Annotated in this window: 20 protein-coding genes; 12 read left to right on the forward strand and 8 right to left on the reverse strand. The window is 60.4% G+C overall.

Annotation, left to right across the window (positions count from 1 at the left end):
* Positions 1 to 287: 287 nt before the first annotated feature.
* Positions 288 to 2,060, reverse strand: a complete 1,773-nt coding sequence (locus ACTQ48_RS01425) for a hypothetical protein (protein WP_441569935.1) — start codon at positions 2,058 to 2,060, stop codon at positions 288 to 290.
* 233 nt (positions 2,061 to 2,293) lie between these two features.
* Between ACTQ48_RS01425 and tgt the strand changes: the two genes are divergently transcribed.
* The 4 genes from tgt to ACTQ48_RS01445 all read left to right on the forward strand — a co-directional run bounded on the left by tgt (position 2,294) and on the right by ACTQ48_RS01445 (position 5,149).
* Positions 2,294 to 3,433, forward strand: coding sequence for a tRNA guanosine(34) transglycosylase Tgt (gene tgt / locus ACTQ48_RS01430; RefSeq protein WP_441041950.1), 1,140 nt, complete (start codon positions 2,294 to 2,296; stop codon positions 3,431 to 3,433).
* Between the two features lie 233 nt (positions 3,434 to 3,666).
* Positions 3,667 to 4,425: a TIGR00730 family Rossman fold protein gene (locus ACTQ48_RS01435; RefSeq protein ID WP_441548184.1), complete on the forward strand. Its 759-nt coding sequence runs from the start codon at positions 3,667 to 3,669 to the stop codon at positions 4,423 to 4,425.
* Positions 4,426 to 4,538: 113 nt separating this feature from the next.
* Positions 4,539 to 4,838, forward strand: coding sequence for a type II toxin-antitoxin system RelB/DinJ family antitoxin (locus ACTQ48_RS01440; RefSeq protein WP_441563115.1), 300 nt, complete (start codon positions 4,539 to 4,541; stop codon positions 4,836 to 4,838).
* Positions 4,839 to 4,840: 2 nt separating this feature from the next.
* On the forward strand, positions 4,841 to 5,149 hold the full coding sequence (locus tag ACTQ48_RS01445; protein ID WP_316367041.1) for a type II toxin-antitoxin system RelE/ParE family toxin: 309 nt from the start codon (positions 4,841 to 4,843) through the stop codon (positions 5,147 to 5,149).
* A 64-nt stretch (positions 5,150 to 5,213) separates the two neighbouring features.
* Here ACTQ48_RS01445 and ACTQ48_RS01450 read toward each other — a convergent pair whose 3' ends face one another.
* The 3 genes from ACTQ48_RS01450 to ACTQ48_RS01460 form a co-directional block, all read right to left on the reverse strand.
* The gene (locus ACTQ48_RS01450) at positions 5,214 to 8,225 is read right to left on the reverse strand and encodes a TOTE conflict system archaeo-eukaryotic primase domain-containing protein (RefSeq protein ID WP_441563116.1); all 3,012 of its coding nucleotides are present in this window, start codon (positions 8,223 to 8,225) and stop codon (positions 5,214 to 5,216) included.
* A gap of 382 nt (positions 8,226 to 8,607) precedes the next feature.
* A complete protein-coding gene (locus ACTQ48_RS01455) occupies positions 8,608 to 9,729 on the reverse strand; it encodes an IS110 family transposase (protein ID WP_441569936.1) in 1,122 nt (373 codons plus the stop codon).
* Between the two features lie 336 nt (positions 9,730 to 10,065).
* On the reverse strand, positions 10,066 to 10,926 hold the full coding sequence (locus ACTQ48_RS01460; RefSeq protein WP_441569937.1) for a DegV family protein: 861 nt from the start codon (positions 10,924 to 10,926) through the stop codon (positions 10,066 to 10,068).
* A 156-nt stretch (positions 10,927 to 11,082) separates the two neighbouring features.
* Here ACTQ48_RS01460 and ACTQ48_RS01465 point away from each other — a divergent pair, with 156 nt between their 5' ends.
* The 8 genes from ACTQ48_RS01465 (at position 11,083) to ACTQ48_RS01500 (ending at position 20,028) form a co-directional block, all read left to right on the forward strand.
* Positions 11,083 to 11,745 (forward strand): HAD hydrolase-like protein, encoded by a 663-nt coding sequence (locus ACTQ48_RS01465; protein WP_441569938.1) that lies wholly within the window; start codon positions 11,083 to 11,085, stop codon positions 11,743 to 11,745.
* A 54-nt stretch (positions 11,746 to 11,799) separates the two neighbouring features.
* Positions 11,800 to 13,236 (forward strand): M20 family metallopeptidase, encoded by a 1,437-nt coding sequence (locus tag ACTQ48_RS01470; RefSeq protein WP_441569939.1) that lies wholly within the window; start codon positions 11,800 to 11,802, stop codon positions 13,234 to 13,236.
* 275 nt (positions 13,237 to 13,511) lie between these two features.
* Positions 13,512 to 14,465: a phosphate ABC transporter substrate-binding protein gene (locus ACTQ48_RS01475; protein WP_427794614.1), complete on the forward strand. Its 954-nt coding sequence runs from the start codon at positions 13,512 to 13,514 to the stop codon at positions 14,463 to 14,465.
* Between the two features lie 24 nt (positions 14,466 to 14,489).
* Positions 14,490 to 15,398 (forward strand): phosphate ABC transporter permease subunit PstC, encoded by a 909-nt coding sequence (gene pstC, locus ACTQ48_RS01480; protein ID WP_427795762.1) that lies wholly within the window; start codon positions 14,490 to 14,492, stop codon positions 15,396 to 15,398.
* Positions 15,391 to 16,317, forward strand: a complete 927-nt coding sequence (pstA, locus tag ACTQ48_RS01485) for a phosphate ABC transporter permease PstA (protein WP_427795763.1) — start codon at positions 15,391 to 15,393, stop codon at positions 16,315 to 16,317. The genes pstC and pstA overlap by 8 nt, the downstream gene beginning before the upstream one ends.
* Positions 16,314 to 17,186 carry a phosphate ABC transporter ATP-binding protein PstB gene (pstB, locus tag ACTQ48_RS01490; RefSeq protein WP_441569940.1) on the forward strand — a complete coding sequence of 291 codons (873 nt, stop codon included), beginning with the start codon at positions 16,314 to 16,316 and terminating at the stop codon, positions 17,184 to 17,186. The genes pstA and pstB overlap by 4 nt, the downstream gene beginning before the upstream one ends.
* 205 nt (positions 17,187 to 17,391) lie before the next feature.
* The gene (locus tag ACTQ48_RS01495) at positions 17,392 to 19,251 is read left to right on the forward strand and encodes an ABC-F family ATP-binding cassette domain-containing protein (RefSeq protein WP_441014850.1); all 1,860 of its coding nucleotides are present in this window, start codon (positions 17,392 to 17,394) and stop codon (positions 19,249 to 19,251) included.
* Between the two features lie 6 nt (positions 19,252 to 19,257).
* Complete coding sequence (locus ACTQ48_RS01500; RefSeq protein WP_441569941.1) at positions 19,258 to 20,028, forward strand: Cof-type HAD-IIB family hydrolase; 771 nt, start codon at positions 19,258 to 19,260, stop codon at positions 20,026 to 20,028.
* A 96-nt stretch (positions 20,029 to 20,124) separates the two neighbouring features.
* Here the strand turns inward: ACTQ48_RS01500 and ACTQ48_RS01505 are convergent, their stop codons facing one another.
* The 4 genes from ACTQ48_RS01505 to ACTQ48_RS01520 form a co-directional block, all read right to left on the reverse strand.
* Positions 20,125 to 22,077, reverse strand: coding sequence for a heavy metal translocating P-type ATPase (locus ACTQ48_RS01505; protein WP_441569942.1), 1,953 nt, complete (start codon positions 22,075 to 22,077; stop codon positions 20,125 to 20,127).
* Positions 22,078 to 22,177: 100 nt separating this feature from the next.
* A complete protein-coding gene (locus ACTQ48_RS01510; RefSeq protein WP_195363207.1) occupies positions 22,178 to 22,396 on the reverse strand; it encodes a cation transporter in 219 nt (72 codons plus the stop codon).
* A gap of 63 nt (positions 22,397 to 22,459) precedes the next feature.
* Positions 22,460 to 22,828 carry an ArsR/SmtB family transcription factor gene (locus ACTQ48_RS01515; RefSeq protein ID WP_427747430.1) on the reverse strand — a complete coding sequence of 123 codons (369 nt, stop codon included), beginning with the start codon at positions 22,826 to 22,828 and terminating at the stop codon, positions 22,460 to 22,462.
* A gap of 411 nt (positions 22,829 to 23,239) precedes the next feature.
* Positions 23,240 to 24,430 carry a hypothetical protein gene (locus ACTQ48_RS01520; RefSeq protein ID WP_441569943.1) on the reverse strand — a complete coding sequence of 397 codons (1,191 nt, stop codon included), beginning with the start codon at positions 24,428 to 24,430 and terminating at the stop codon, positions 23,240 to 23,242.
* Positions 24,431 to 24,699 lie beyond the last annotated feature (269 nt).

Below are 24,699 nucleotides of genomic sequence, written 5' to 3' on the forward strand. Positions count from 1 at the left end.
GTCACCTTGCCTCAAATGCGACCCGCTCGCTGTCGCTGCCAAAACATCGGCATTTCTTTGGTTGTCAAGAGATTGCCGTTCTGGCGGGTTTTCGCTGACTTCGCCAAAACATTGGCGTTGCCGTGGTTCAACCTGCCAAAAAGGGACAGGTTTATTTTGGCAGGTTTTATCTGGGCAAACGTTGTTGGTGCAATGGGGACTGCTTTATATGCACCAAGTTGGTGCAAAGTTGCCTGGCCCCTTTGCACCAATCAAAACGTTGCGGTGAGTGTTTTTTGGCAGCTGGTTTACTTGCTCGCGAACAGCCAGATCAGGACGATCACGAGGATTACGGTGACAATGCAGACGATTGCGCCGGTGAATTTAACGCGTGAGTCGCGGGTGCGCTCGCGCACGTCGTTCTCGGCGGCTTCGAGCTGAGCCACTTCGCGCTCGGTTTCGGCGCGCTCGTCCTTATCGCGAGCCAGGGAGCCCGCGAGCGATTCGGTGATCTCGGGATGGTTGTGCACCTCGGTCGCCTGCTCGATGATCGACTGCGCATGCGCGACGTCCGCCTGGGCATTGGCGATAGCCTGCTCTTGCTCTTGACGCGCTTTGTCCTCGGTGACGATCTTCTCGCGTAATTCGCGCTGGCGCGTTGCAGCGGCCGCCTTTGCGGTCTGCAGCTCGTCGCGCGCGGCATCGGCCTCGGCCGTCACGGCCTGATGGGCGCGCTTGGCGTCGGCGATGGGGGCTTGCGCCTGCTCGACGGCGTGCTCGGCGGCTGCGAGCGAGTGCTCAAGATCGGCGGTGATGCGCGGGACATCTTCCTCGGCTTTACGCAGGGCATCAGCCGTGTCGGAGATCTGCATCGAAAGCTCGCTGGTGCGCACCGTATAGTTGGCGGGATTTGCCGAGGGATTGCGCTGCAGCTCGGCATACTCATGACGCAGCGTCTCGAGCTGGGCGCGCGTGGCGTTGACGGTTTGCTGCGCTGCGGCAACGCCGGCGTCTCGCTCGGCCTTCACCTTGTCGCGGATGCGCTTGGAATCCTCGAGACGTCGTACGAGGCGGTTACCGGTCTCGCGCGAGCTGGCTTCGCGCGCTTCGACGGCATCGAGTGCGGCTTTGAGACGCCGCTCGGTGGCGCCGTCCTCTTCTTTTATTTGTTCGAGCTGCGCTTTGAGCTCTGTTGTCTTGGCGGCATGGGTATCGCGGCCGATTTCTGCCGCCGCGGCGGCCTTTTGTGCCGTGTCGATAGCGTGGCGCTGCTCGGCGACGATTTGGTCGTAGCGGCTTGCGATATCCTGGCGCGTCTCGAGCTCCTCTCCTTGATCGGCGATGCGCTGATCAAGTTCGGCCAGGTGGGCACGAGCGTCCGCGAGCGCCTTCTTTGCGGCGTTCATCTCGCGCATGGCAGAGGCGCCCTGGGCGATAAAAGTGCCTACGGCGTTTGCTGTATTTGAGACGGCGGTTCCCAGATCGCGGCTGGCTGCAGGGGCGTGTGGAGCGGTCGGATGGCCGGCGTCGGCCGTACCCGCATCGGGCGCCTGCGACGTGGCGATATTGCCGGTGCCGCCCTCGATCACGGAAAAGCCGGCAGTGTGCGGGTCAACTGCATCTGCGCCAATTGTAGGGTGCTCGAGCTGTAAGAACGAAGGTACGGTGCTGCCTTGGTCGGCAACGGGGGTCTCGCCAGGCACGAAGGTCGATGCGGCCTCGGCGGCCTTCTCTTCTTCGGCGTCCACATCGGCGTCGGCCACGGCGTCTTTCATCGCTTTGACGGCATCCATCATGGAGTCCATGACGGCATCGAGCTCTTCTTCCGAAGATACCTCGATGGGGCCTGCCGCCTGTGACGCGGGGTCCGTGTCGGTCTCGGCGTCGTTCGACTCCGGTTGCTCGCCTTCGTCATGCTCGACAGTATCGCCTGTGTCTGTTGCCTTATCCGCACCGGCGTGCGCATCTTCGGCGGATGCATCGACGGAAGCGGCGACGCAGGTAGGAGTGCTGCAGTCGTCGACGGCGTCTGCGGAATCATCAATATGCTGCTGAGTCTGGGAGTCCAGCTCGTCTGTCATAGGCATGTGCTCCTCATCGTTGATTGTCACCCTATGATAAAGTCTCGCGCCGGCATCCCGCGCGCCGCAGCAAAGTTTCAAAACGTGTTCGATGGCTCGCTTGGATAGCAAAAAATCGGCCGCTCTATTCAGTTTGCGCTTGACATTCCCTTCTCCGAAAGACGTTATGCCGTTCGCCTGCCGCGGTCTTTATAATGGTTTGCGTATGAACCGCAACCAAGGAGTTCCAGTTTATGGACCAGAGCCTATTTAAATTCGACCTGATCGCCGAGGATCCGACGACGCATGCGCGTGCCGGCGTGCTGCACACTCCGCACGGCGACATCGAGACGCCGATCTTTATGCCCGTGGGCACCAAGGCAAACGTCAAGGGCATCCCTACCGAGACCGTCAAGCAGCTCGGCGCCCAGATCGTGCTCGCCAATACCTATCACCTGTCCATGCGCCCCGGCGAGGACACCATCGCCGAGTTGGGTGGCCTGCACAAGTTTATGAACTGGCATGGCCCCATCCTCACTGATTCCGGCGGTTTCCAGGTGTTCAGCCACAACGACGCCGTCAAGCTCACCGACGAGGGCGTGCGCTTTATCGTCAACGACTACGACGGCCGCCACGTGTTCTGGACGCCCGAGGACAACATGGAAATCGCCATGAAGCTCGGCTCCGACATCTGCATGCAGCTCGACCAGTGCCCGGGCTATCCCGCCACGCGCGCCTACGTTGAGCGCGCCGTTGAGCTGTCGAGCATGTGGGCCGAGCGCTGCTATAAAGCTCATACCCGCGACGACCAGGCGCTCTTTGGCATCGTTCAGGGTGGCATGCATCTGGACCTGCGCCTGCGTTCGCTGCGCCATCTGGAGGAGTGCGGTGACTTCCCCGGTTACGGCATTGGCGGCTACTCGGTGGGCGAGGACCACGAGACCATGTTTGAGACGCTCGCACCGCTCGCGAGCGAGTACATGCCCAAACATAAGCCGCGCTACCTGATGGGCGTCGGCAACCCGACGACGCTCGTGCGTGGTGTAGGCGTGGGCATCGACATGTTCGACTGCGTGCTGCCGACGCGCACCGGCCGCATGGGGACGGCGTTTTCGAGCGAGGGTCGCCTTAACTTCCGCAATGCCCGCTTTGCGCACGACGACGGCCCCATCGATCCCACCTGCACCTGCCCGGTGTGCACGGGCGGTTACAGCCGTGCGCTCATTCGCCACATGGTCACGCAGAAGGAGATGCTCGGCGGCATTTTGCTTTCGATGCACAACATCTACTACCTGCTCAACCTTATGCAGCGTGCCCGCCAGGCCATTATCGAGGGCCACTACGGTGCGTTCGTGAGCGACTGGATGAACAGCCCCGCGGCAGTGGATTACTAAGAGCTGCGGGTGCGCTTACGGGGGCGCTCGCGCGGTGTCGAGGCTACGTGCCAATCGACCGTGCGTAGCCGGCGCCGGGCATCGCATGCGTCGGCATCGCTTGCACGACCTCTGACCGATGCCTTGCAAGCGTTTGATGCATCGTGGGTACCATACCGAATGGTTGATGTTCGGGCGGGTGTTTGACGCATGGCGTCGACCCCGCCCGTTTCTATTTTCGATAGGAGTATCCCATGATTAAGAATGAGAACGTCGAGGGCGAGCCGGCCTACGACGAGACGTACCGACGCGGCCCCGTGGTTATGCGCGGCCCCATGATTCCTAAGGACAACACCTATGCCAACCTGCTGGCGCCCGAGGACTCGACTGACTGGTTGCACGCCGACCCGTGGCGTGTGCTGCGCATTCAGGCCGAGTTTGTCGATGGCTTCGGCGCGCTTGCCGAGCTCGGGCCCGCGGTGACCATCTTCGGCAGTGCCCGCACGCCCAAGACCGATCCGCTCTACAAGGCGGCGCGCACGGTCGGCCGCAAGATCGCGCAGCGCGGCGTGGCGGTTATCACCGGCGGTGGTCCTGGCATTATGGAGGCGGCCAACAGGGGAGCGGCGAGCGCCAACGGCAAGTCGGTCGGCTTGGGTATTGAGCTTCCGCACGAGCATGGGCTCAACAAATACGTGAACCTCGGCATGGACTTCCGTTACTTCTTTGTGCGCAAGACCATGTTTGTCAAATACAGCTCGGGCGCCATCGTGTTTCCCGGTGGTTTTGGTACGCTCGACGAGATGTTTGAGGTGCTCACGCTGGTGCAGACGCACAAGGTCAAGCGCATGCCGCTTGTTTTGGTGGGCAGCGAATACTGGCAGGGCCTGTTCGACTGGCTCAACGGCCCGGTGATGGATGCCGGCATGATCAGCCCACTCGATCCAGACCTCGTCCACATCACCGATGACCTCAACGAGGCCGTCGATGTTGTCCTGAGCGGGCTGATGTAGATCAATCGTGCCCACGCGACATGAATACGCATGGCAATCTGATGTTATCTAACATCAGATTGCCATTTATATTGGGTATACTGGTGTAAAAGACGAGGGCGAGGAGGTCGCAAATGTCTACAGCAACAGTTAAGCCTACGACGGTTCGAATCGAAGAGGGGCTCAAGGAGCAGGCGACTGAGTTCTTGGATTCGGTCGGCCTCAGCCTCAATTCCTATCTCAATCTTGCCGTTCGGCAGCTGGTAAATCAGCGAAAGATTCCTTTTGAGATTGTAGGAAGGGCGGAGGCGCCCAACGAGGCGACGAGGCGTGCCATGGTGATCGCCGAGGCTCATGAGTTGGGGATTTTGCCGGACGATAGCCCGTCATTTAATAACGCTGATGAGCTTATGTCATTCCTCGATGAGGAATAGCGATGTTCGAGATTAAAGTCGAGGCTCAATTTAAGGCGGACTACAAACGAACGATGCGCATGCATCCGCAGCTAAAAAGTGAGTTTAAAGCGGCGGTTGCAGAGCTTGTGGCTCATGGGTCACTTCCGGCGGAGTATGGCGCCCACGAGCTCTCAAACCCGGGCGGAAACTACAACGGCCACATCGATTTCCACCTATCCGATGGCTTGGTCGATGTGGTCGTTCTTTATCTTCCCCATAAGACTAACCCAGTGATCAGGCTGGTGCGAATGGGCACTCATCAGGAGCTTTTTCAGGGTCCGCTGGGCTGATCGCCGATTTCTAAGTTGCGGTGAAATAGGGACTGATTGGCGGCTGATAAGCCAAAAACAGTCCTTATTTCACCGCTACTGATAGGGGTGCCCCGTTCGTTGCTGCGGTCCCCGGTTCTCCTCGTTGCTGGATTTCGCTCAAAAATTCAGCGGCGACTTCGTTGCTTTTGAAACGGATGCTGCGGTCTTCTTTCTTGGGGAATGCCAGCAGCGGGATAGTTCCGTACCAGACAGTTTCCTCGTCAATCACGGCCGCGCACAGCCGCCCTTTGGCCTTGACGGAATAGCCGACGTTCATCTCGGCAAAAATTGCTTTCGCGTCATCGCGCGGAGTTGAGGCAACATAAACCTCAAGGGTGATCCCACGGGCGGCTGCGCCTACGAGTGTGGCGGTGAGTTTCGTGAGGCATGCGGCGGATGCGTAGGATGCGGCTATGAAGGCGCTCTTTGTGGCACCGGTGATGTCTTTAATTAATGCCTCAATAGCGTTTGCCGGCTCTATGAGAATGTTGTAATCGGGTTGCTCACTGTCCTCTGCTGAATAAATTTCGTAGCCCAGCTTGGCGTACGTCTTGAGTCTTTTCTGGTACATGCGAGCGAGCATGGGTATCGACAGGTCAATGTAGTCGAATATCTCAATCTGTTGCTTGCCCTCGTGGCTTCTGTGCAGCCGACCCACCTGCTGCGTTACACTGCCGTCCCAAGATATCGGCGTGGCAATGAATAGGGTGTCAAGGTAGGACAGATCGAAGCCCTCGCTCAGAAGGCTTTCGGTGGCGACGATGATTCGATGTTCATGCTCAAAGCCGGGAAGACTGTTCAGTATCGTTTTTCTTTCTTTGGCACCGATTTCTCCGGTTAAGAGTATGGGTTCGTGTCTGCGATCATTAAGCAGCCTGAACAGTTCCTCAGCATGCTTTTTCCTTTTGGATAGTATGAGCGGATGCCGACCGTTTGACGCTGCTTCGAGGGCGTCATCGACAATCAATTCGTTTCTTGCCGCATGTGCACACAGCAGATCAAGAATCTGATTGAAGCTTGCACCCGGCTCGTAGGCGGATAGCCGAATGCCGGTAAATCTCGGTCGCACGATGCGCTGGATACCCTGCTGAATTGCCTGTGTTTTTGGATCGATGGCATAGCGAAGCGGGCCGCAGAGCATCGAGAGCGCCCGAGTGAGTCCGTCGGAGCGCTCAGGTGTCGCGGAAAGGCCATATATATATTTGGCTGGAGCGGACTTGAGGACGAGCTCGAGCTGTGGCGCGGCAGCATGGTGGCATTCGTCGCAGATAATGAGGCCGTAATTACGAACAAGGTCCTTAACTATCGGCTCCCCGGTTTGGGAGTCTTTGCCAGATAGCGACTGAAAGGAAGCGACGTCGATAAGGCCGCTGACGGCGGTTTTGCCCCCTCCGATTTGCCCAATAAGGGGAGGTTGCTTTTTGCTGATTCGTCCTTTTGGCGTTCGGACCGGCTCTCTGGTGTCCGTAATGTCAAGAAATCGTTCGAGCTGCGATTTCCATTGGGCTATGAGCGCGGTCTTTGGAACAATGACGAGCGCCGGAAGACCAACGGCGGCAATAAGATAAGCTCCGATGACGGTTTTACCGAAGCCCGTTGGTGCAGACATGATTCCGTCTTCGTATTCAAGCATCTGGTCGGCGGCAATTTGCTGTTCGGGATGAAGGGTCCCTTTGAATGCCATCTCAATTGGATTGCCCGTGCTGCGTTCGTCTGAATAATGGACAGTAACGTGGGCTTCTTGAATCAGCTGCTCAAGTTGGGCTTTGCAGCCTCTGGGAATCGCGACGCGGCTATCTCTAAGTTCGCTGAGGTCTATGAGTCGCGGTTTGCCGAATACAGATTGATGCATAGATTGCGCACGGAAGAACTCGGGGTTGGCAAATGTCGCAAGCCTGCGGACTTCCATTTGAGCTGCCGGGCTCAGAGACTTTTCGGGGATGTAGAGCATATCGGCTTGTGTGACGGGCAGGTTCGAGGGGAAGTCTCGTGGCGTGAGCGGGAGCCGCTTTCGTGGCTTTTGGACATTGCGCCTGGTTTTGTTTGTCGCTGCAGCTGTTGCTATTCCAAGCGGTTTGTTTTCGGTGTCCTCGATCAGACGATCCACCGTCGCACGCGAGATTAGTTGGATTTGCGAAAGGTAAAGCCATTGGTCGGGAAAGGGCTCGAATCGTTCGTCAACAAATACGCTGTTTCCTTCCCGCTGCGCTTTTCCCTGAAAGGGCAGCGCAATGAGATTTCCAAAGCCGCCCTCAGGAATGGTGGACTGCGCGGGTATCATTCGGTCAAAGGCTTCGAAGGTGATTGTCTTGTTGAGTGCCGCTGCTTCGGCGATAAGGCAGCTGCCGAAATCTCGTGCTGTCTTTGCGTTCATAGGTTCTAGGAAGAAAAACCAGATATGCGCGCCGTTGCCTGACCTTGATCGCTCGACCGCAGCGTTAATTCCATGGCTTCTTACGACAAGCCTGATAGCATTTGTCGCTTCTTTCCAATCGGCTTTGTCAAAATCAATGACAAGGACATTTGTGTTGCAGTCTTTGTCGAGAACATATTGACCTATGACGTCCCGGAGCCTGTCGTCACTGCCTTTGAAATGGGCGATAATGGTGGTATCGTTCAGCTCAAGGAATGTGCGGCTGCGACATTCTGCGCATTTAATTCTCTGATGACTTGCTTTGGGACAAATGCCTGGCTTCCACTCATTTGCACAGGCAGGTGTATAGCCGATGCCCCCGTCTTTTCTGCGATACCCGTGAGCGTGCACATCTTTGCGGCCGGTAAAAAGATTGCGAAAGAGCTCGAGTTTGTCGCGCGCTGGGCTCGCGCTGGTAACGATGCCCTCGGTCTGTGCACGTTCGTCGAAAGATTTGCCGGCTTTGTCCCATTCTTCGAGTGTTGCGTAACGGATGTCTGGACCGTTGCTACAGATTACGATTTGCTTACGCGGATCCGAAGCGTGGACGACCGTTTTATTGAGTTTGAATAAGGCGTTCCCGAAAAGGGCGTATTGATGCACGGCGTTGCTCATTTGAATGCCATTCTTGTCAGCGTTCATTGGGATGAGGGTACGTCATTTCGGCTATATGAGATACTCGACTTTGATTTTGGTTCGGTGATAGTGGGGTGCCGCTCCGTGAGCGGCATTCGGCGGTTCGCTCATATGACCCAATCCGCTGTCAAGAGCCACAATGGCCCCGCCGACCGCTTGCAATCGGTCGGCGGGGCCTGCCGTTGAACCCGTCCCGGTCCGCCCCCGGCATGTCATCGACGCCTTCGGCTCAGTCTCATATCCGCGGATACCGTTCTGTCGGCCCGCACTCCATTCCTTCGGCGGGGTTCCCCAACTCTGTCGAGGCGCATGCGGAGGGCTCCGCGCGCACAGCGAAATAGGGGGTATCCCCGAAGGCCGCCCGGCTCGCCGGGACGGGGGGCTATGTCTATTCCGCGCCCTCCCGGCACATCATGCCGAGGGCCCAGAGCCACCTCACGAGCTCGGCCGCGGTGGCCGCGTTGGCCTTCGCCGCGGGCATGCCGCGGGCGAGCATCTCCTCGCGCCGCCGCAGGAGCCGCTCGGACCCCTTCCTCCCGTGCATCCTTATCTCGAGGGGCACGCCCGTGTCCCTTGGCATGAGCTTCGGCTGGTGCCGTGCCGCGGCGTAGCACCATGAACCCTCAACGGCCAGCTTCCTCACGAGCGCGTTGCCCGCGCCGCTGATGCCTCCGAGCCGCACGGAGTCGCCACTCGACCTCTGACTCGGCGCGAGGCCGAAATAGGCCGTGACCTGCCTTCCGGAACGGAACCTCGTGAAGTCGCCGACCTCGGCCGAGAAGGCTGCGGCCAGCGCGAAGGCGCAGCCCTTGATCGACTGGAGGGCGGCCACCTCCGCGGCGATCGGGCTGGCATCCACGGCGGCCCTGTACTCGGAGAGCAGGTCCGCCCGGGCTTCCGCCGCGGCCTCGACCTCGTTCCTCAGGGCGGCGAGCGTCCGAACCCCGCCATCGTCCTCCGGCCTGACCTTGTCGAGCCACCTCAGGAAGTCGTAGGTCCAGTACTTCCTCGGGTTGCCGGCGGGCGTGGTGCCGCCGTAGACGAACCCCCGCTTTGCGAGGAAGGCGAGCAGCCGCTGCTTGGCGGTCGCCAGGCGCGCGGTCGCCCCGTCGTAGGCGCCGGCGAGGTCCCTGATGCCTTCGACCTCGGGGGAGGGGGACCATACGGGGGAGATGTCGTGGGCGAGTATCGCCTTGGCCATCCTGGCGGCGTCGTTCCTGTCGTTCTTGGAGGCCGAGTCGGCGGCCGACCTGGGGATCTTCGAGACCGCGGCGACGACGCACTCGACGCCGAGCCCGGCGAGCTCCCTTTGCGGGGCGAAGCCGAGGTAGCCGCTCTCGTAGGCCGCGAGCGACGGCCCGGGGAACCCATCCATCCACCCGGCGATCTCGCCCCAGGGGTTGCCGGGGAACCTCCTCGTCACGGCCTCGCCGGTGTCCGCGTCGAGGGCGCAGACGGTGGTCGACCTCAGGTGGACGTCCATCCCGAACGCGGTAGAATACTTTGGCATGGGAGCCTCCCAACCTCGTTGCGGCGCGGCTGCGCCTATGGCACTTCAACATCATTGTCGCAGCCCCGACCCGCGGTCACGAGCGGGGGCTCCTGTCTTTTTAGTGCCCTCGGATTGGGTCATAGTGTCTGTCTTTCGACTATTCGGCCCCTTTCCCGCCGCAATTCCTAAAGGGATGCCGGCGCGCCTTGAGTTGGGGTGCACCGGCATGATGGCTTTGCTACGGCTGGTTGTACCTTGGTTGTTCGATAGCTCCTGCCTGCCCGATCTTGTCAGGCTGGTATTTGTTGGCGCTGGACGTTTGCCCAGATAAAACATGACAAAATAAACCTGTCCCTATTTGGCAGGTTGGTAGCGGGGGCAGTAGCTGATGGCGATGGCGTCGACGCCTACGTGGGTGGCGATGGTGCAGCCGATGGGGCCGGTGCCGGCGTCTACGTAGTTCTGGCCTGCGAGCGCTTGGTTGACGAGCTCCTGCTCCTCGGCGGCGCCGGTCGTGAGCACACGTACGCTGGAGCCCGGGTGCTCGGCCAAAAATGCGAGGCAATCTGCCATGGTGTTGGCGACGATGCGCTTGGCGCCACGACCCTTTTTGATCGCCTTGATCTCGCCCGATTTCCACTCCGGCGAAACGGCCAGGCGAATATTGAGCATCTGCGTGAGCTGGCCGGCGAGCTTGGGCGCGCGGCCGTTCTTAACGAGGTTCTCGAGCGTGCGGGGAATCAGCAGCAGATGGGCGTCGGGCAGCGTCGCGCGGATCTGCGCTTCGGTCTCGTCCAGGCTGCGGCCATCCTCACGCATGGCCAGCGCGTACTCCACCAGCAGGCCCTCGGCACCCGAGCCGGTGCGCGAATCGATGCAGCGCACGTCGAGCTCGTGCGCTTCGGCCGTCAGGCTGGCGTTGGCATAGCAGGCGGACCACTCACTGCACAGTGAGATAAAGATGGCGCTATCGTGGCCGTCGGCGCGCACGCGGTCAAAGAGTGCCTTGAACTCGCCGGCGCTTGGCTGCGAGGTGTGCGGCAGCTGCTCGGATCCGGCCATGCGGGCGACGTATTCCTCGGCGGTAATCTGCACCTGGTCGAGCAGGTCTTCGCCTTCGATAATCACATGAAGTGGAATCACGTAAATGCCGAGCTCTTGGGCGCGGGCGGGGGAGATGTCCGACGTGGAGTCGGTTATGATGGCAAAAGACATAATTGCACCTTTCGTTGGGGCGCTTGCGCGCCGCCTTCTGAGAGCAAAGTGCGACAAGTATAGTAGAGTCGCTCCACATTGCTAGGTTCAATTGTTGAATAGTCAACAGTTTGAAGTGTCGGTGTGGAAATCTTCAACTGGGGAAGAGGGATGTCGATGGAGGCTCTGGAGATATGCAAGCGGTCGGTCGTACTGTTTGATTTTGACGGCACGGTGGCCGATACGGGCCGGGCGGTGATGACCTCGACGCGTAAAACGCTGGCTGCGCGCGGGTTTTCTGAGGCGCAGATGGGTGACCTGCGCCGCATGATCGGGCCTCCGTTGTGGAGGAGCTTCCACGACTTTTACGGCTTCTCGCGCGAGGAGTCGCTTGTGGTGGCCGACGAGTACCGTGCCTTTTTTGATGAGCTGGGACCGGAAGAGTACCCCGTGTTCGATGGAGTTCCCGAACTGCTCGATGGCTTGGCCGCCCAGGGGCATCACTTGGCCGTGGCGACGTCGCGCATGGAGGCAAAGTGCATCGACATGGTGGGCGAGCTGGGGCTTTCGCAGTTTGAGGCGGTGGTCGGTATGAATCCGCCGCAGGGGCGCGAGACCAAGGCCGATTCGGTTCGCGATGCCCTGGCGGCGCTCGGCGCGACGGCGGACGATGCCGTGATGATCGGCGATCGCTTTAACGATGTGGAGGGCGCGCACGCAAGGGGCGTGCCGTGCGTTGGCATCTATTCGGGCGCGGCGGTGCCTGGCGAGCACGAGGCGGCGGGTGCCGATGCAGTGGTGCACTCGGTGGCCGAGCTTGCTAAACTTTTCGCCATCTAATGACGTTATGCGAGGGGCGGGTGTGGCCGTCGCTCATTGGTAAGGAGGTCGTCCATGAATCAGGTGGAGCAGAGCGTTACCGAGTATGTCGACGAGATCTGGGAAGATGTCGTTGCCGATATCGAGCGGCTGGTGAGCTATCCGTCCGTGGCCGTTGCTGCCCATGCGGAGCCCGGTGCGCCGTTTGGCCGCCCGGTCCGTAATGCGCTCGATTGTGCGCTCGGCATTGCGCAAAAGCTCGGCTACCAGACGAGCGACGACGAGGGCTATGTGGGAATCGCCGACATTCCCGGCCGCGGCGATAAGCAGCTTGCGACCATCTGCCATGTGGATGTGGTGCCCGCCGGTCCCGGTTGGAACACCGACCCGTTTGCGATGGAGCGCCGCGAGGGCTGGCTGCTCGGTCGTGGCGTGATCGACGACAAGGGCCCGGCCGTGTTGTCGCTCTACGCCGGTGCCTACCTGATCAAGCACGGCATTGTGCCGCGCTATACCTTCCGCGCGCTGCTGGGCTGCGATGAGGAAGTGGGCATGTCCGACGTTCACCATTATCTGGAGAACCACGCAGACCCCGACTTTTTGTTTACGCCCGATGCCGAGTTCCCGGTCTGCAATGCCGAGAAGGGGCAGTTTGGGGCGACGTTTGTGAGCTCCAAGATCGACGGCGGGCGCATCGTATCGTGGAGCGGTGCCGAGGCGAGCAACGCCATTCCGTCGCAGTCTATCTGCGAGCTCGCGATTGCCGCCGATGAGCTGCCGGCGCCCGTTGAGAACGCCGACCGCCTGGAGATCACGGCGCTCGATAACGGGCATGCGCAGATTTTCGCCCACGGTATTGGCGGCCACGCTTCGATGCCCGAGGGAACGATCAATGCCGTCGGCCTCATCGTGGCGTATCTGCGCGAGGCCGAGGACGCGTTTGGTGCACGCGACGAGCGCCTGCTGACGCCCGCCGAGCACGAGTTTGTCAAGTTTCTGACCTTTGTACATGCGGATGCCTATGGCCACGGCCTGGGTATCGACGCGACGAGCCCGGCATTTGGCCCGCTCACGTGCAACCCCGGTGTTATCCGTGTGATGGATGGCCATATTGAGCAGGTCATCGACGTACGTTTCCCCGACAGCACGAGCGCCGATACCATCTGCGAGCAGCTCGAGCCGCTCGTGGGCCGCTTTGGCGTGACGTGCCGTGTGGGTCGTGCAAAGGTTCCGTTCTCGGTGTCCGCCGACGATCCGGCCGTGAAGGCGCTTATTGATACCTATAACGAGTTTACGGGCAAGCATGCCGAGCCCTTTGCCATGGGCGGCGGCACGTACGCGCGCAACTTTGCCCGCGCCGTGTCGTTTGGCCCCGAGGAAACCGGTCTGGAGCTGCCCGCATGGGGCGGCCAGATGCACGGCCCCAACGAGTGCGCCAACGAGGAACAGCTCAAGCAGGCGCTCAAGATCTATATTGTTGCGATCCTCCGTTTGAATGAATTAGAGCTTTAAGGTTACGCGGTTTCCTAATCTAAGTTGCGATGGAATAGTTCCTAGAATGGGCCATTTGATGGCCAAGCAGGAGCTATTTCACCGCAACTTTGTTTTTATTGGTGTAAAAGGCGGGCCATGCTTGGGGGCGGGTTTGTTATTCGTTTGTAAAGCCGAGTCGCGCTTGCGGTAAGGGTCTATCAAATGCCCGTAAGAAACCGCAGTTGGCGCGGACACCGCCCGATCGAGGCCGTATCTTTCCAAACAGCAAAGCGGGCAGGGTGCCCGCGAGTCGCATGTATGAAAGGAAGATCATGCTCGATCAGGCTTATTCTCGTCGTCAGTTCCTCGGCCTCGCTGGTGGTCTTGCCAGCTTCGTGGGCCTCGGCCTCGTTGGTTGCGGCGGCGCAGGCGCTTCCAACGCCGCCGACAAGGGCAGCGCCGCTGCCGAGTCCGTCTCCGGCGAGGTGACCTACGACGGCGCCTCCTCGTTCCAGGCTCTCGTCGAGGCCGCTGCCGAGAAGTTCATGGACGCCAACCCGGACGTCTCCGTCTCTGGCTCGGGCAACGGTTCGGGCAAGGGCCTGACCGCCGTTGCCGCCGGTACCGTCACCATCGGTAACTCCGACGTCTTCGCCGAGACCAAGCTCGAGGCCGACCAGGTCAAGAACCTCGTCGACCACGAGGTCGCCGTCGTGGGCATGGGCCCTGTCGTCTCCAAGAACGTGAAGGTCGACGACTTGTCCCTCGAGCAGCTCAAGGGCATCTTCTCCGGCCAGATCACCAACTGGAAGGAGGTCGGCGGCGACGACGCCAAGATCGTCGTTCTCAACCGCAAGGCCGGCTCCGGCACCCGCGCCACCTTCGAGGCCGCCGTCTTTGGTGACGAGGCCGTCGACTTTAAGGGCGACGCCGAGCTCGACAAGTCCGGCGACGTCCAGACTCAGATGGCCAGCACCGACAACGCCATCTCCTACCTCGACTTCTCGCACTTCGACGACTCCAAGTTCAACGCCATCAAGGTCGAGGGCGTGGAGCCCAAGAGCGCAAACGTCACCGACGACTCCTTTAAGATCTGGGCGACCGAGCACATGTACTGCGCAAAGGACGCCGACGATGCCACCAAGGCCTTCTTGGAGTTCATGCTTTCCGACGACGTCCAGGGCAAACTCGTCGAGGAGCAGGGCTTTATCCCCGTCTCTGCCATGAAGGTCGTCAAGGACGCCAGCGGCAAGGTCTCCGCTAAATAAGTAATCGCCCCGGAAAGGTTTGCAATGGCAAAACAGCTGCCAAAGCGCGACCTTGAGAACGTGGGCCTGGGCGTCACGGGCGCGTGCGTAGCGCTCGTGACGCTTGTCGTTGCCGCGCTCATCTTTATGGTCGCCCAAAAGGGCCTCTCGGCTTTTCTCAAGGACGGCGTTTCGGTCGTCGAGTTCTTTACCGGCACCAAGTGGGACCTGGCCAACACGGCCAAAAACGGCCTGCCCTATACCGGCGCCCTGCCCCTGATCGTCACCTCGTTTGCGGTCATGGTGCTCTCCACGCTTATCGCGCTGCCCATCGCCATCGGCTCTGCCATCTTTGCGGTCGAGATTAGCCCTAAGTTTGGCTCCAAGGTGTTTCAGCCGCTTATTGAGCTTTTGACCGGCATTCCCTCGGTCGTCTTTGGCCTGGTCGGCTTTCACGTGGTCGTCGGTCTTATGAAAAGCGTTTTCCACGTGAGCACGGGCCTGGGCATCTTGCCCGGCGCCATTGTGCTGGCCGTCATGATCTTGCCGACGATGACCACCCTTTCGGTCGATGGCCTGCGTGCCGTGCCCGATAGCTACCGTCAGGGATCGCTCGCGCTGGGCTACACCCGCTGGCAGACCATCTGGCACGTGGTACTCAAATCCGCCATGCCGTCGCTCATGACCGCGGTCATCCTTGGCATGACCCGTGCCTTTGGCGAGACGCTCGCCGTGCGCATGGTTATCGGCGGTATCGAGGCCATGCCGACGTCGCTGCTGTCGCCGGCGTCCACCATCACCACCACGCTCACCACGTCCATGGCGGTCTATGCCGAGGGCTCGGCCCAAGACGACGTCCTGTGGGCGCTCGGTCTGCTGCTGATGGGCATGAGCCTCATCTTTATCCTGATCATTCACCTTATCGGCCGCAAGGGGGCGAAGGCTCGTGGCTAGCACGCGCATTCATATCGACGAGGCGAGACTCAGGCGCGTCCAAAAGCAGGACCGCATCGCCACGGGCGTGCTGACGGCAATCGTCGCCATCGTCATGCTCATCGTCGTCTCCATGGTGGCCTATATTCTGTTCGAGGGCATCTCGACGCTGTTCCAGCCGGGCTTTCTCACGCAGCCCGCGCGCGCCAACGGAACCCAGGGCGGCGTGCTCTACCAGCTGTTCGACTCGTTCTATCTGCTGTTGATCACCCTAGGTATCTCCGTGCCCATCAGCTTGGGCGGCGCGGTCTTCCTGGTTGAGTACGCGCCGGACGGACCCATCCGTGACATCGCCTCCACCGCCATCGAGACGCTGTCCTCGCTGCCTTCCATCGTCGTCGGCATGTTCGGCTTTCTGGTCTTCTCGGTGCAGCTGGGCTGGAAGTACTCCATCATCTCCGGCGCCGTCGCGCTCACCATGTTCAACATCCCCATCCTGGTGCGCGTGATCCAGCAGGCGCTCGAGGACGTGCCGCAGGCCCAGCGCGATGCGTGCCTGGCTATGGGCCTCACCCGTTGGGAAGCCACGCTGCACATCCTGATCCCCGAGGCCATGCCCGCCATTGTGACCGGTATCGTGCTTTCGGCCGGCCGTGTGTTTGGCGAGGCGGCAGCACTGCTCTTTACCTCGGGCATGAGCTCGCCGGTGCGTCTGAACTTCTTGAGCTTTAACCTGTCGAGTCCCACTTGCGCCTGGAACGTGTTCCGCCCCGGTGAGTCGCTCGCCGTGCACATCTATAAGATCTACGGCGAGGGCAGCCCCGAGGCACAGCAGATTGTTTGGGGCACCGCGGCACTGCTGATGATCTGCGTGCTGCTGTTTAACGTAGTCGCCCGTATCGTGGGCAAGCAACTGGCAAGGAGGATGACGGCCGAATGAGCGAGATAAATGCAACGCCCGCAACCGAGGCGGCCGCGTCCGAGACCCAGGACTTTTTGTCGAGCGTGGGGGAGAGCGAGAAGCGCGTGCGCGTAAGCGGCAAAGCCGTGAGCGACGAGGTCGTGCTTTCCACCAAGGACGTCAACGTTTACTATGGCGACCACCATGCGCTGCACGATACGTCGCTCGACTTTCACAAGGGCGAGATCACGGCGCTCATCGGGCCTTCGGGCTGCGGTAAGTCGACCTTTTTGCGCAGCCTCAACCTTATGAATCGCGAGATTCGCGGCTGCCGCGTGGAGGGCGAGATCTACTATCGCGGGCGCAACGTGAACACCAAGACCGAGAACACCTACGAGCTGCGTCGCTCCATTGGCATGGTGTTTCAGCAGCCCAACCCCTTTCGCAAGTCCATTCGCGACAACATCACGTTTGCGCCCAAACGCCACGGCATTACTGACCGCGACGAGCTCGATCGCATGGTCGAGGAAAGCCTGCGCGGCGCGGCGCTGTGGGACGAGGTCAAGGACAAGCTCGACAAGAGCGCCTACGCGCTTTCGGGCGGCCAGCAGCAACGCCTGTGCATTGCGCGCACGCTGGCGCTCAATCCCGATGTGATTCTGTTTGACGAGCCCTGCTCGGCGCTCGACCCCATCTCGACGCTGGCAATCGAGGACCTGATGTCATCGATTGTTGCCGATCGCGCCATCGTCATCGTGACGCACAACATGGAGCAGGCGTCGCGCGTGTCCAACCGCACGGCGTTTTTCTACATGGGCGATATGGTCGAGTACGACGAGACCGACGAGATTTTCCAACGGCCCAAGGATAAGCGGCTGAATGATTACCTCACCGGCATGTTCTCCTAGTCCGGGACATGCTTGAGGCCCGCGGCGGCCAAGGTTGCCGCGGGACTGATTGGAGAGGCGGGTCATCTCCTGCGGGAGATGGCCCGCCTTTTTGCTCTGCGACCGAAACGACCACCACAAAGGGGACAGGCACCTTCGTGGTGGTTTGGGGTGGGGCTCGCTGCTATCATGGACAACGTTGAATTTCTACGAAGGAGCAGGGCATATGGCGATTCTTTTGGGATGCGATTCCGTCAGCCTAGAGTTTCCCACCAAGCATATTTTCGATAGCGTGACGCTCGGCGTGGACGAGGGCGACCGCATTGGCATCGTCGGTAAAAACGGCGACGGCAAGTCGACGCTGCTAAGTGTGCTCGCCGGTACGCTGGAGCCCGACGACGGCCGCGTGACGCACCGCCGCGACACGACGATTGGTTTGCTCGGCCAAAAGGACAACCTGGTCGATACCGACACCGTGCATCATGCCGTCGTCGGCGACACGCCCGAGTACGAATGGGCCTCGAGTCCGCGTACGCGCCAGATCCTGGCCGGCCTTATTAGCGATGTGCCCTGGGAGGGCACGGTGGGCGAGCTTTCGGGCGGTCAGCGCCGCCGCGTGGACCTCGCGCGTCTGCTGATCGGCGACTACGATGTACTCATGCTCGACGAGCCCACCAACCACCTGGACATGCGCACCATCAACTGGCTCGCGCGCCACTTAAAGGCCCGCTGGCAGCGCGGCCAGGGCGCCATGCTCGTGGTCACGCACGACCGTTGGTTCTTGGACGAGGTCTGCACCAGCATGTGGGAGGTCCACGACGGCCAGGTCGACCCCTTCGAGGGCGGCTACTCGGCCTACATCCTTCAGCGCGTAGAGCGCGACCGCATGGCCGCCGTTACCGAGGAGCGCCGTCGCAACATGGCGCGCAAGGAGCTCGCGTGGCTGAGCCGCGGCGCACAGGCGCGCTCCACCAAGCCCAAGTTTCGTGTGGAGGCCGCTCGCGAGCTCATCGCCGACGTACCGCCCGTGCGCGACGAGCTGGAGCTCAAGCGCCTCGCCGTGAGCCGCCTGGGCAAGCAGGTTATCGACGTGGTCGACGTGGACGCCGGCTATGCCGATACCGACGGCGCGCCCAAGCAAGTGCTCTCCGACGTGACCTGGCTCATTGGTGCGGGCGACCGCTATGGTCTTTTGGGCGAGAACGGCGCCGGCAAGTCCACACTGCTCGATGTGATTCAGGGCAAGATCGCGCCCCTGCGCGGCCGCGTGAAGATTGGCCAGACGGTGCGCTTTGGCGTGCTGTCGCAGCAGCTCGAGGAGCTCGAGCCCTACATGGGCGACACGATCCGCGAGGTGCTCAGCAACTACAAGAAGTACTACGTTATCGATGGCAAGGAGACCTCGCCCGAGAAGCTCTGCGAACGTCTGGGCTTTACGACGCAGCAGCTCTGGAGTCGTATCGGCGATCTTTCGGGCGGACAGCGCCGTCGCCTGTCGTTGCTGCTGACGATTCTGGACGAGCCCAATGTGCTCATCCTGGACGAGCCCGGCAACGACCTGGATACCGACATGCTGGCGATTGTCGAGGACCTGCTCGATGGTTGGCCCGGCACGTTGATTCTGGTAACGCATGACCGCTTTTTGATGGAGCGCGTGACCGACCAGCAGTGGGCGCTGCTCGATGGTCACCTGACGCATATGCCCGGCGGTGTCGACCAGTACCTGCGCCTGTGCAATGCCACCGCCGAGGGCGAGCCCGTGGGTGCGCCGAGCGCCAAGACCGGCACGTTTGACACCGGTGCCGCGGCAGCTGCGGCCGAAAAGCCCGGGGCGAGCGGTCAGCCCAATGGCCTTTCCAACGCCGAGCGCCAGAAGCTCCGCCGCGAGGTGAGCTCGCTCGAGCGCAAGATGGAGACGCAGCGCGCTCGCGTGGAGGAGGCCGAGGCCGCGATGGCTCAGGTCGACCCCACCAACTACACGGCGCTGGGCGAGCAGCAGGCAAAGATCGACGAGGCTCACGCCGCTATGGACGAGCTGGAGATGGCGTGGCTCGAGGCGAGCGAGAAGCTCGAGGGCGAGGAGTAGACGAGGATGATCAAAGCCGCATTTTTCGATATCGACGGCACGCTACTGAGCTTTAAGACGCACTGGATTCCGGCGTCGGCGCAGCAAGTGCTCGACAGCTTTCACGAGCAGGGGATTGCGTGCGTGATCGCCACGGGCCGCCCGACCTACCAGATGCCCGATTGGCTGTTCGATCTTGGTTGGGATGCGTATATTACGCTTTCGGGCCAGCACTGTTTTGATGCCGAGGGCGTCTACCGCAGCTGTCCGATTGATCCGGACGACGTTGCGGTGATTGTGGACCAGGTGGCCGAGGGGCGCTATGACTCACTGTGCATGCAGGGCGAGAACTCGTTTGTGAACCGCCTGTCCGAGCGCGTGGTGACGGCCGGTAACAACGCGGGAATCGTCTACCACGAGGAGCCGTTCGAGCACGCCTTCGATGCGCCGGTTTACCAGTTCTGCGCCTTTGTGGATCCGGCCGACGAGCATATCGTGACCGACGCCGTGTCGCATTCGCTTACCACGCGCTGGTGCGACCTGTTCTGCGATATTATTCCGGCCAATGGCGGCAAGGACCTGGGCGTGGCGGCGACGCTTGAGCGCCTGGGCATCGACGCGAGCGAGGCGATCGCCTTTGGCGATGGCGAGAACGACCTGTCGATGTTTGCCGCCGTGGGTACGAGCGTGGCCATGGGCAACGCGCAAGACACGGTAAAGGCTGCGGCGAGCTACGTGACGACCGCCGTGGACGACGACGGAATTTACAACGCCGCAAAGCACTTTGGGCTGCTATAGCTGCGGCTCGGCACTTGGGGACGTTCCTTTTCTGCCGGCAGTTGGGGACGCCCCTTGCGCGTTGTGTGCCGCGTCGCCCTGCTTGTCCCACGTATGCTACAGGTTCTTGACACCCATCGCGCGCATGGCGTTCAGGATGGCGATGATCGCCACGCCCACGTCGCCAAAGACGGCGAGCCACATGTTGGCAATGCCCAGTGCCGCAAGTACCAGAATCAGCAACTTAATGCCCAGCGCAAAGATGATGTTCTGCCAAACAATCGTCATGGTCTTGCGAGCCACGCGGATCGCGCGGGAAATGTTGGACGGCTTGTCGTCCATCAGCACAACGTCCGCTGCCTCGATTGCGGCGTCGGAGCCCATGGCGCCCATGGCAATGCCCACATCGGCACGGGTGAGCACGGGCGCATCGTTGATACCGTCGCCCACAAAGGCGAGCTTGCCCTTGCCCGATTCGGTCGCCAGCAATGCCTCGACGCGCTCGACCTTGTCTCCTGGCAGAAGCTGCGCGTGGAACTCATCGACTCCCAGCTGATTGGCCACGGCGGCGGCCACTTCCTCGCGGTCTCCCGTGAGCATGACGGTGCGCTTGACGCCGGCGGCGTGCAGCTCGCGAATCGTTTGCTCGGCATCGGCTTTGACGGTGTCGGCAATTACGATGTGACCGGCATAGACGTCATCGACCAGCACATGGAGGATAGTGCCGACGACCTCACAGTCCGGTGTTTCAACGCCGGACGCGGCGAGCATCTTGGCGTTGCCGACGACGACGTGCTTGCCGTCGATGTTCGCCGTCACGCCGTGGCCCGCGTCGTTGGTGGATTCGCATACACGCTTGGGGTCGAGTTGGCCCTGGAAGGCGGCGCGCACCGACTGCGCGATGGGGTGGTCGGAGAACGACTCGGCGAGGGCTGCGACTTCAAGCAGCGATTGCTCGGTATAGCTGCCCTCGGGGTGCACCGCGACGACCGAGAACGTGCCGTTGGTGAGCGTGCCGGTTTTGTCGAAGACGACGGTATCCACATCGGCGAGCGCCTCGAGGTAGTTGGAGCCCTTGATGAGAACTCCCAGCTTGGACGCGCCGCCGATGCCGCCAAAGAAGCTCAGTGGCACGCTAATTACGAGTGCGCATGGGCAGCTGACGACGAGGAAGGTCAGGCCGCGCAGGATCCAATCGGACCAGGCACCGGTCACCAGGCCGCCGCCGAGCGCGAGCACCGCTGCCGCGCCGGTGACGGCGGGCGTGTAGACGCGGGCGAACCGTGTGATGAAGTTTTCGGTGCGTGCTTTCTTCTCGCTGGCATTCTCCACGAGCTCCAGGACGCGCGCGACGGTGGACTCGCCAAAGGGTTTAGTGGTGCGCACGCGGATAAGACCCGTCATGTTGATGCAGCCGCTGATGATATCGTCGCCGGTCTTGGCGGTACGGGGGACTGACTCGCCGGTGAGGGCGGCGGTGTCGAGCTGTGTCTCGCCATCGACGATAACGCCATCGATGGGCACGCGCTCGCCGGGCTTGATGACAATGACGGTGCCGACGGCGATGTCATCGGGAAAGACCTGCTCGAGCGTGCCGTCAGCCTGCTCAACGTTGGCGTAATCGGGCGCGATGTCCATCATGGCGCTGATCGACTTGCGGCTCTTGCCCACGGCGTATGCCTGGAACAGCTCGCCGACCTGGTAGAACAGCATAACGGCGGCGCCTTCGGCCATGTGCGGGTCGGTATCGGGGAAGAGCACCATGGCAAACGCGCCGATGGTCGCGACGGCCATGAGAAAGCTCTCGTCGAAGGCCTTGCCGCGGCGGATGTTGCTGAATGCCTTTTGCAGTACGTCGTATCCGGCAATCAAAAACGGCACGAGGAACAGCACAAAGCTGGCGTAGATGTTGCCGGGCTCTCCAAATGCGATAGTGAGGGCGCCGAGCTCATCGAGGGCGTACACCACGACAAGAATACCCAGTGCTACCAGGATGCGGTTGCGTTTATGCTCGAGTGACTCTTTTTTCTTGCGCTTCTTCTTTTTCTTCTTGGGGTCGGCGGTTGCCATGACTCGTATCCTTCCATTTGAATGTATGAACACTCGCTCATGTAATTTCGCGAGCAAAGGCCGCGGCAAGCGCGGCCTTGCGTATCAGCGTATGCGCAGGCTAGAGAATGATCTCGCAGTCCGGCTCAGCGTCGGCGGTGAACTCCACGACGCGATCAAGGACCTCGTCGAACTCAGCGTCGTCGGCTTCGAGCGTCAGCTTCTGAGTCATAAAGTTGACCGAAACGGATTTGACGCCCTCGAGCTTGGCGAGTTCGTCCTGAAGCTTACGCGCGCAGTTGGCGCAGTCGATCTCGTCGAGCTTGAACTGCTTTTTCATGATGGGTTCCTTTCCCTGTATTTGCGGCTTGGGTGCAGACCTCGCTGGTACCGTGGTTGGTCGCTATTCGCAGATGTGGCTCATGCCTTGGTTGAGCATGGTGTAGACATGATCGTCGGCGAGCGAGTAGAGGATATTGCGCCCGTCGCGCCGGAATTTAACCAGGTGCGACTGTTTGAGCGTGCGCAGCTGGTGCGACACCGCGGACTGCGAAGTCGCAGTCGCTTCGGCGATGTCTGCCACGCAGAGCTCGCGGCCCATGAGAGCGTAGAGGATCTTGATACGCGTGGTGTCGCTGAAAACCTTGAACAAGTCGGCAAGGTCGTACAGCAGCTCCTCGTCGGGAAGGTCCTCGGGCGAACAAGTGGTGGGGATGTCGGGCACGATGGCGGTGTCGATGTCGGTCCTTATTTCATCGGCGTGTTCGCTCATTGCAATATCCTTACATATGAACATGTGCTCATATAACTTACTTCCGAGTATATGAGCGCATGTTCATATGTCAATATAATTTGCGAAATTTTTTGCTATCGGATGGCTCTAGAGGCGGCTAAGGGCATTGGTTGGTGCTGATAAGGCCGCCGATGCCAACGTGGGTACCCTAGCGACGTGCAAAAACGGGAGTTTTCAGCATCGACGAGGGGTTATTTATTGCATGATACGGCGTCGTTTGCCGCCACAGGGCTTTACTGGAGTGCAAATGGCAATAGATATTCCCCAGCTGTTGCCTAACTTACATCGAAAACAGCGGCTTCGGTGCAAAATGGGGCAATTCGGCCGCCCTCGGATACTCGGCTCTGCTGAAAACTCCCGTTTTTGCACGTCGCCGGGGTACCCACCCTGTCAGTCCGCCTCTGTTCTGGCCCCGTACACCCTGCCTTCGGGTGTGGAGGTGCTTGTTTGGGCGAACTCCGGGCAATCCAGCTCGATGACTTGCATGTCGTCGATGGCCGGGACATTGTTGATCGTCGGGTCGTCCAGCGAGATGCCCTCGAGCACTGCGCGCTCGAGCTCAAGTGCATTACCCTGCGCTGCGTCTTGACGGAGGAGCTCCTCAATACGCTTCTTTTCCTCGATAAATCTCCTGAGCACAAATTGTCGTAGCTCTTCTTGCTTGATTGCGAAATCTTTGGGCAGGCGCGATGGGCGAATGCCCTCCTTTCGCTGGATTGCCTCCATAACCCTGGCGAAGGCGCTGGCGTGCATAAAGGAATAGCGACTGACGGTAATGATTCCGTAGCCCATGGACGCCAGCGCGTTCTTGCGCTCTTCGTCAATGGCGCGGTCTTCTTCGGCATCGTGCTGAAATCCGTTGTATTCGATGTCGGTTCGGGACCGCTTGAGATATGAATCCATATAGAACTTTTCGCGCCGCGTGAGATTCTTTGCAGCAGCTGTGACCTTTACTTCGTAGTCGGTCTCGATCTCGCTAATGCCAAGACCGCCCTCGCGCCTGGGTAGCGTGAGCATCATGACAAACGCCGTTTCCATCGGCGATCGGCATCCGTCTCGCACGCATTGGATGGCTTTTCGGGCAAGTTCGAGGCCCTTGCAGTCGATAAGGGAGTTAAAGAAATGTTTAAGGCTCGAAGTCGAGGTGAGCGCGAAGCGCTCGGTATAGGATGTTGAGGCATCGTGCCCAAGGGAATAGGCTCCACACAGTTCGAAGTAGTACTCCACAAGTTCTCGAAAGGGAAGATAGGTTGCGGCCTGAAGCGCACAGAGTTCGACGCCGACAATATAGATGTCGTCGGCAAGCTTGATAAAGCGCGAGCCCGCGAATCGCTTGGATGATACGTGGCACTTGCAGCCCGTCATGCTGCGCACGTTTGCGCGCTCGAACACCGTTGTATCGAGCGGGGCATCGTTATCCAGAGCGACGTTGTGCCTGGCGAGCCAGTCGGCGGCAGAGTCGAGCAGCTCCTTGCTGGGGCGCGCCCCGTAGATCTTGGCAGGGCTGCAGGGCTCGGTGCCAATTGCGGATACCGAGTATGCGGCTTGGTAGACCGCTTTTGCCGTGTTATGTGAAAGCACGATACTCATACAGATAGCATGGCAGACCAGGCGGCGGGGTTCGCAATGAACGCCAAGGTAAAATGTCGCGGCATAACAAAAGCTGTCCAAGCGCTTGACGCCAATGATGGAGAAAGATGCTATTTGGAGCATTGTCGCAGCTCGCTGACCACGCAGACCTCCACAACTGATGATGGTCAGCATCGTTTTGATGCAAAGACGGCGTCAACAGAAATGTGCAATTTGGCTTGAACATGCGCAGATGAAGTTCTTGGTTATGCGGCGGCTAG

This window comes from Collinsella sp. Sow4_E3, assembly GCF_052116285.1.
GTDB lineage: Bacteria > Actinomycetota > Coriobacteriia > Coriobacteriales > Coriobacteriaceae > Collinsella.

Coding starts and splice junctions, on each gene's coding strand:
- ACTQ48_RS01425 (WP_441569935.1), bottom strand. CDS start 2,060: ATGACAGACGAGCTGGACTCCCAGACTCAGCAGCATATTGATGATTCC.
- tgt (WP_441041950.1), top strand. CDS start 2,294: ATGGACCAGAGCCTATTTAAATTCGACCTGATCGCCGAGGATCCGACG.
- ACTQ48_RS01435 (WP_441548184.1), top strand. CDS start 3,667: ATGATTAAGAATGAGAACGTCGAGGGCGAGCCGGCCTACGACGAGACG.
- ACTQ48_RS01440 (WP_441563115.1), top strand. CDS start 4,539: ATGTCTACAGCAACAGTTAAGCCTACGACGGTTCGAATCGAAGAGGGG.
- ACTQ48_RS01445 (WP_316367041.1), top strand. CDS start 4,841: ATGTTCGAGATTAAAGTCGAGGCTCAATTTAAGGCGGACTACAAACGA.
- ACTQ48_RS01450 (WP_441563116.1), bottom strand. CDS start 8,225: ATGAACGCTGACAAGAATGGCATTCAAATGAGCAACGCCGTGCATCAA.
- ACTQ48_RS01455 (WP_441569936.1), bottom strand. CDS start 9,729: ATGCCAAAGTATTCTACCGCGTTCGGGATGGACGTCCACCTGAGGTCG.
- ACTQ48_RS01460 (WP_441569937.1), bottom strand. CDS start 10,926: ATGTCTTTTGCCATCATAACCGACTCCACGTCGGACATCTCCCCCGCC.
- ACTQ48_RS01465 (WP_441569938.1), top strand. CDS start 11,083: ATGGAGGCTCTGGAGATATGCAAGCGGTCGGTCGTACTGTTTGATTTT.
- ACTQ48_RS01470 (WP_441569939.1), top strand. CDS start 11,800: ATGAATCAGGTGGAGCAGAGCGTTACCGAGTATGTCGACGAGATCTGG.
- ACTQ48_RS01475 (WP_427794614.1), top strand. CDS start 13,512: ATGTATGAAAGGAAGATCATGCTCGATCAGGCTTATTCTCGTCGTCAG.
- pstC (WP_427795762.1), top strand. CDS start 14,490: ATGGCAAAACAGCTGCCAAAGCGCGACCTTGAGAACGTGGGCCTGGGC.
- pstB (WP_441569940.1), top strand. CDS start 16,314: ATGAGCGAGATAAATGCAACGCCCGCAACCGAGGCGGCCGCGTCCGAG.
- ACTQ48_RS01495 (WP_441014850.1), top strand. CDS start 17,392: ATGGCGATTCTTTTGGGATGCGATTCCGTCAGCCTAGAGTTTCCCACC.
- ACTQ48_RS01500 (WP_441569941.1), top strand. CDS start 19,258: ATGATCAAAGCCGCATTTTTCGATATCGACGGCACGCTACTGAGCTTT.
- ACTQ48_RS01505 (WP_441569942.1), bottom strand. CDS start 22,077: ATGGCAACCGCCGACCCCAAGAAGAAAAAGAAGAAGCGCAAGAAAAAA.
- ACTQ48_RS01510 (WP_195363207.1), bottom strand. CDS start 22,396: ATGAAAAAGCAGTTCAAGCTCGACGAGATCGACTGCGCCAACTGCGCG.
- ACTQ48_RS01515 (WP_427747430.1), bottom strand. CDS start 22,828: ATGAGCGAACACGCCGATGAAATAAGGACCGACATCGACACCGCCATC.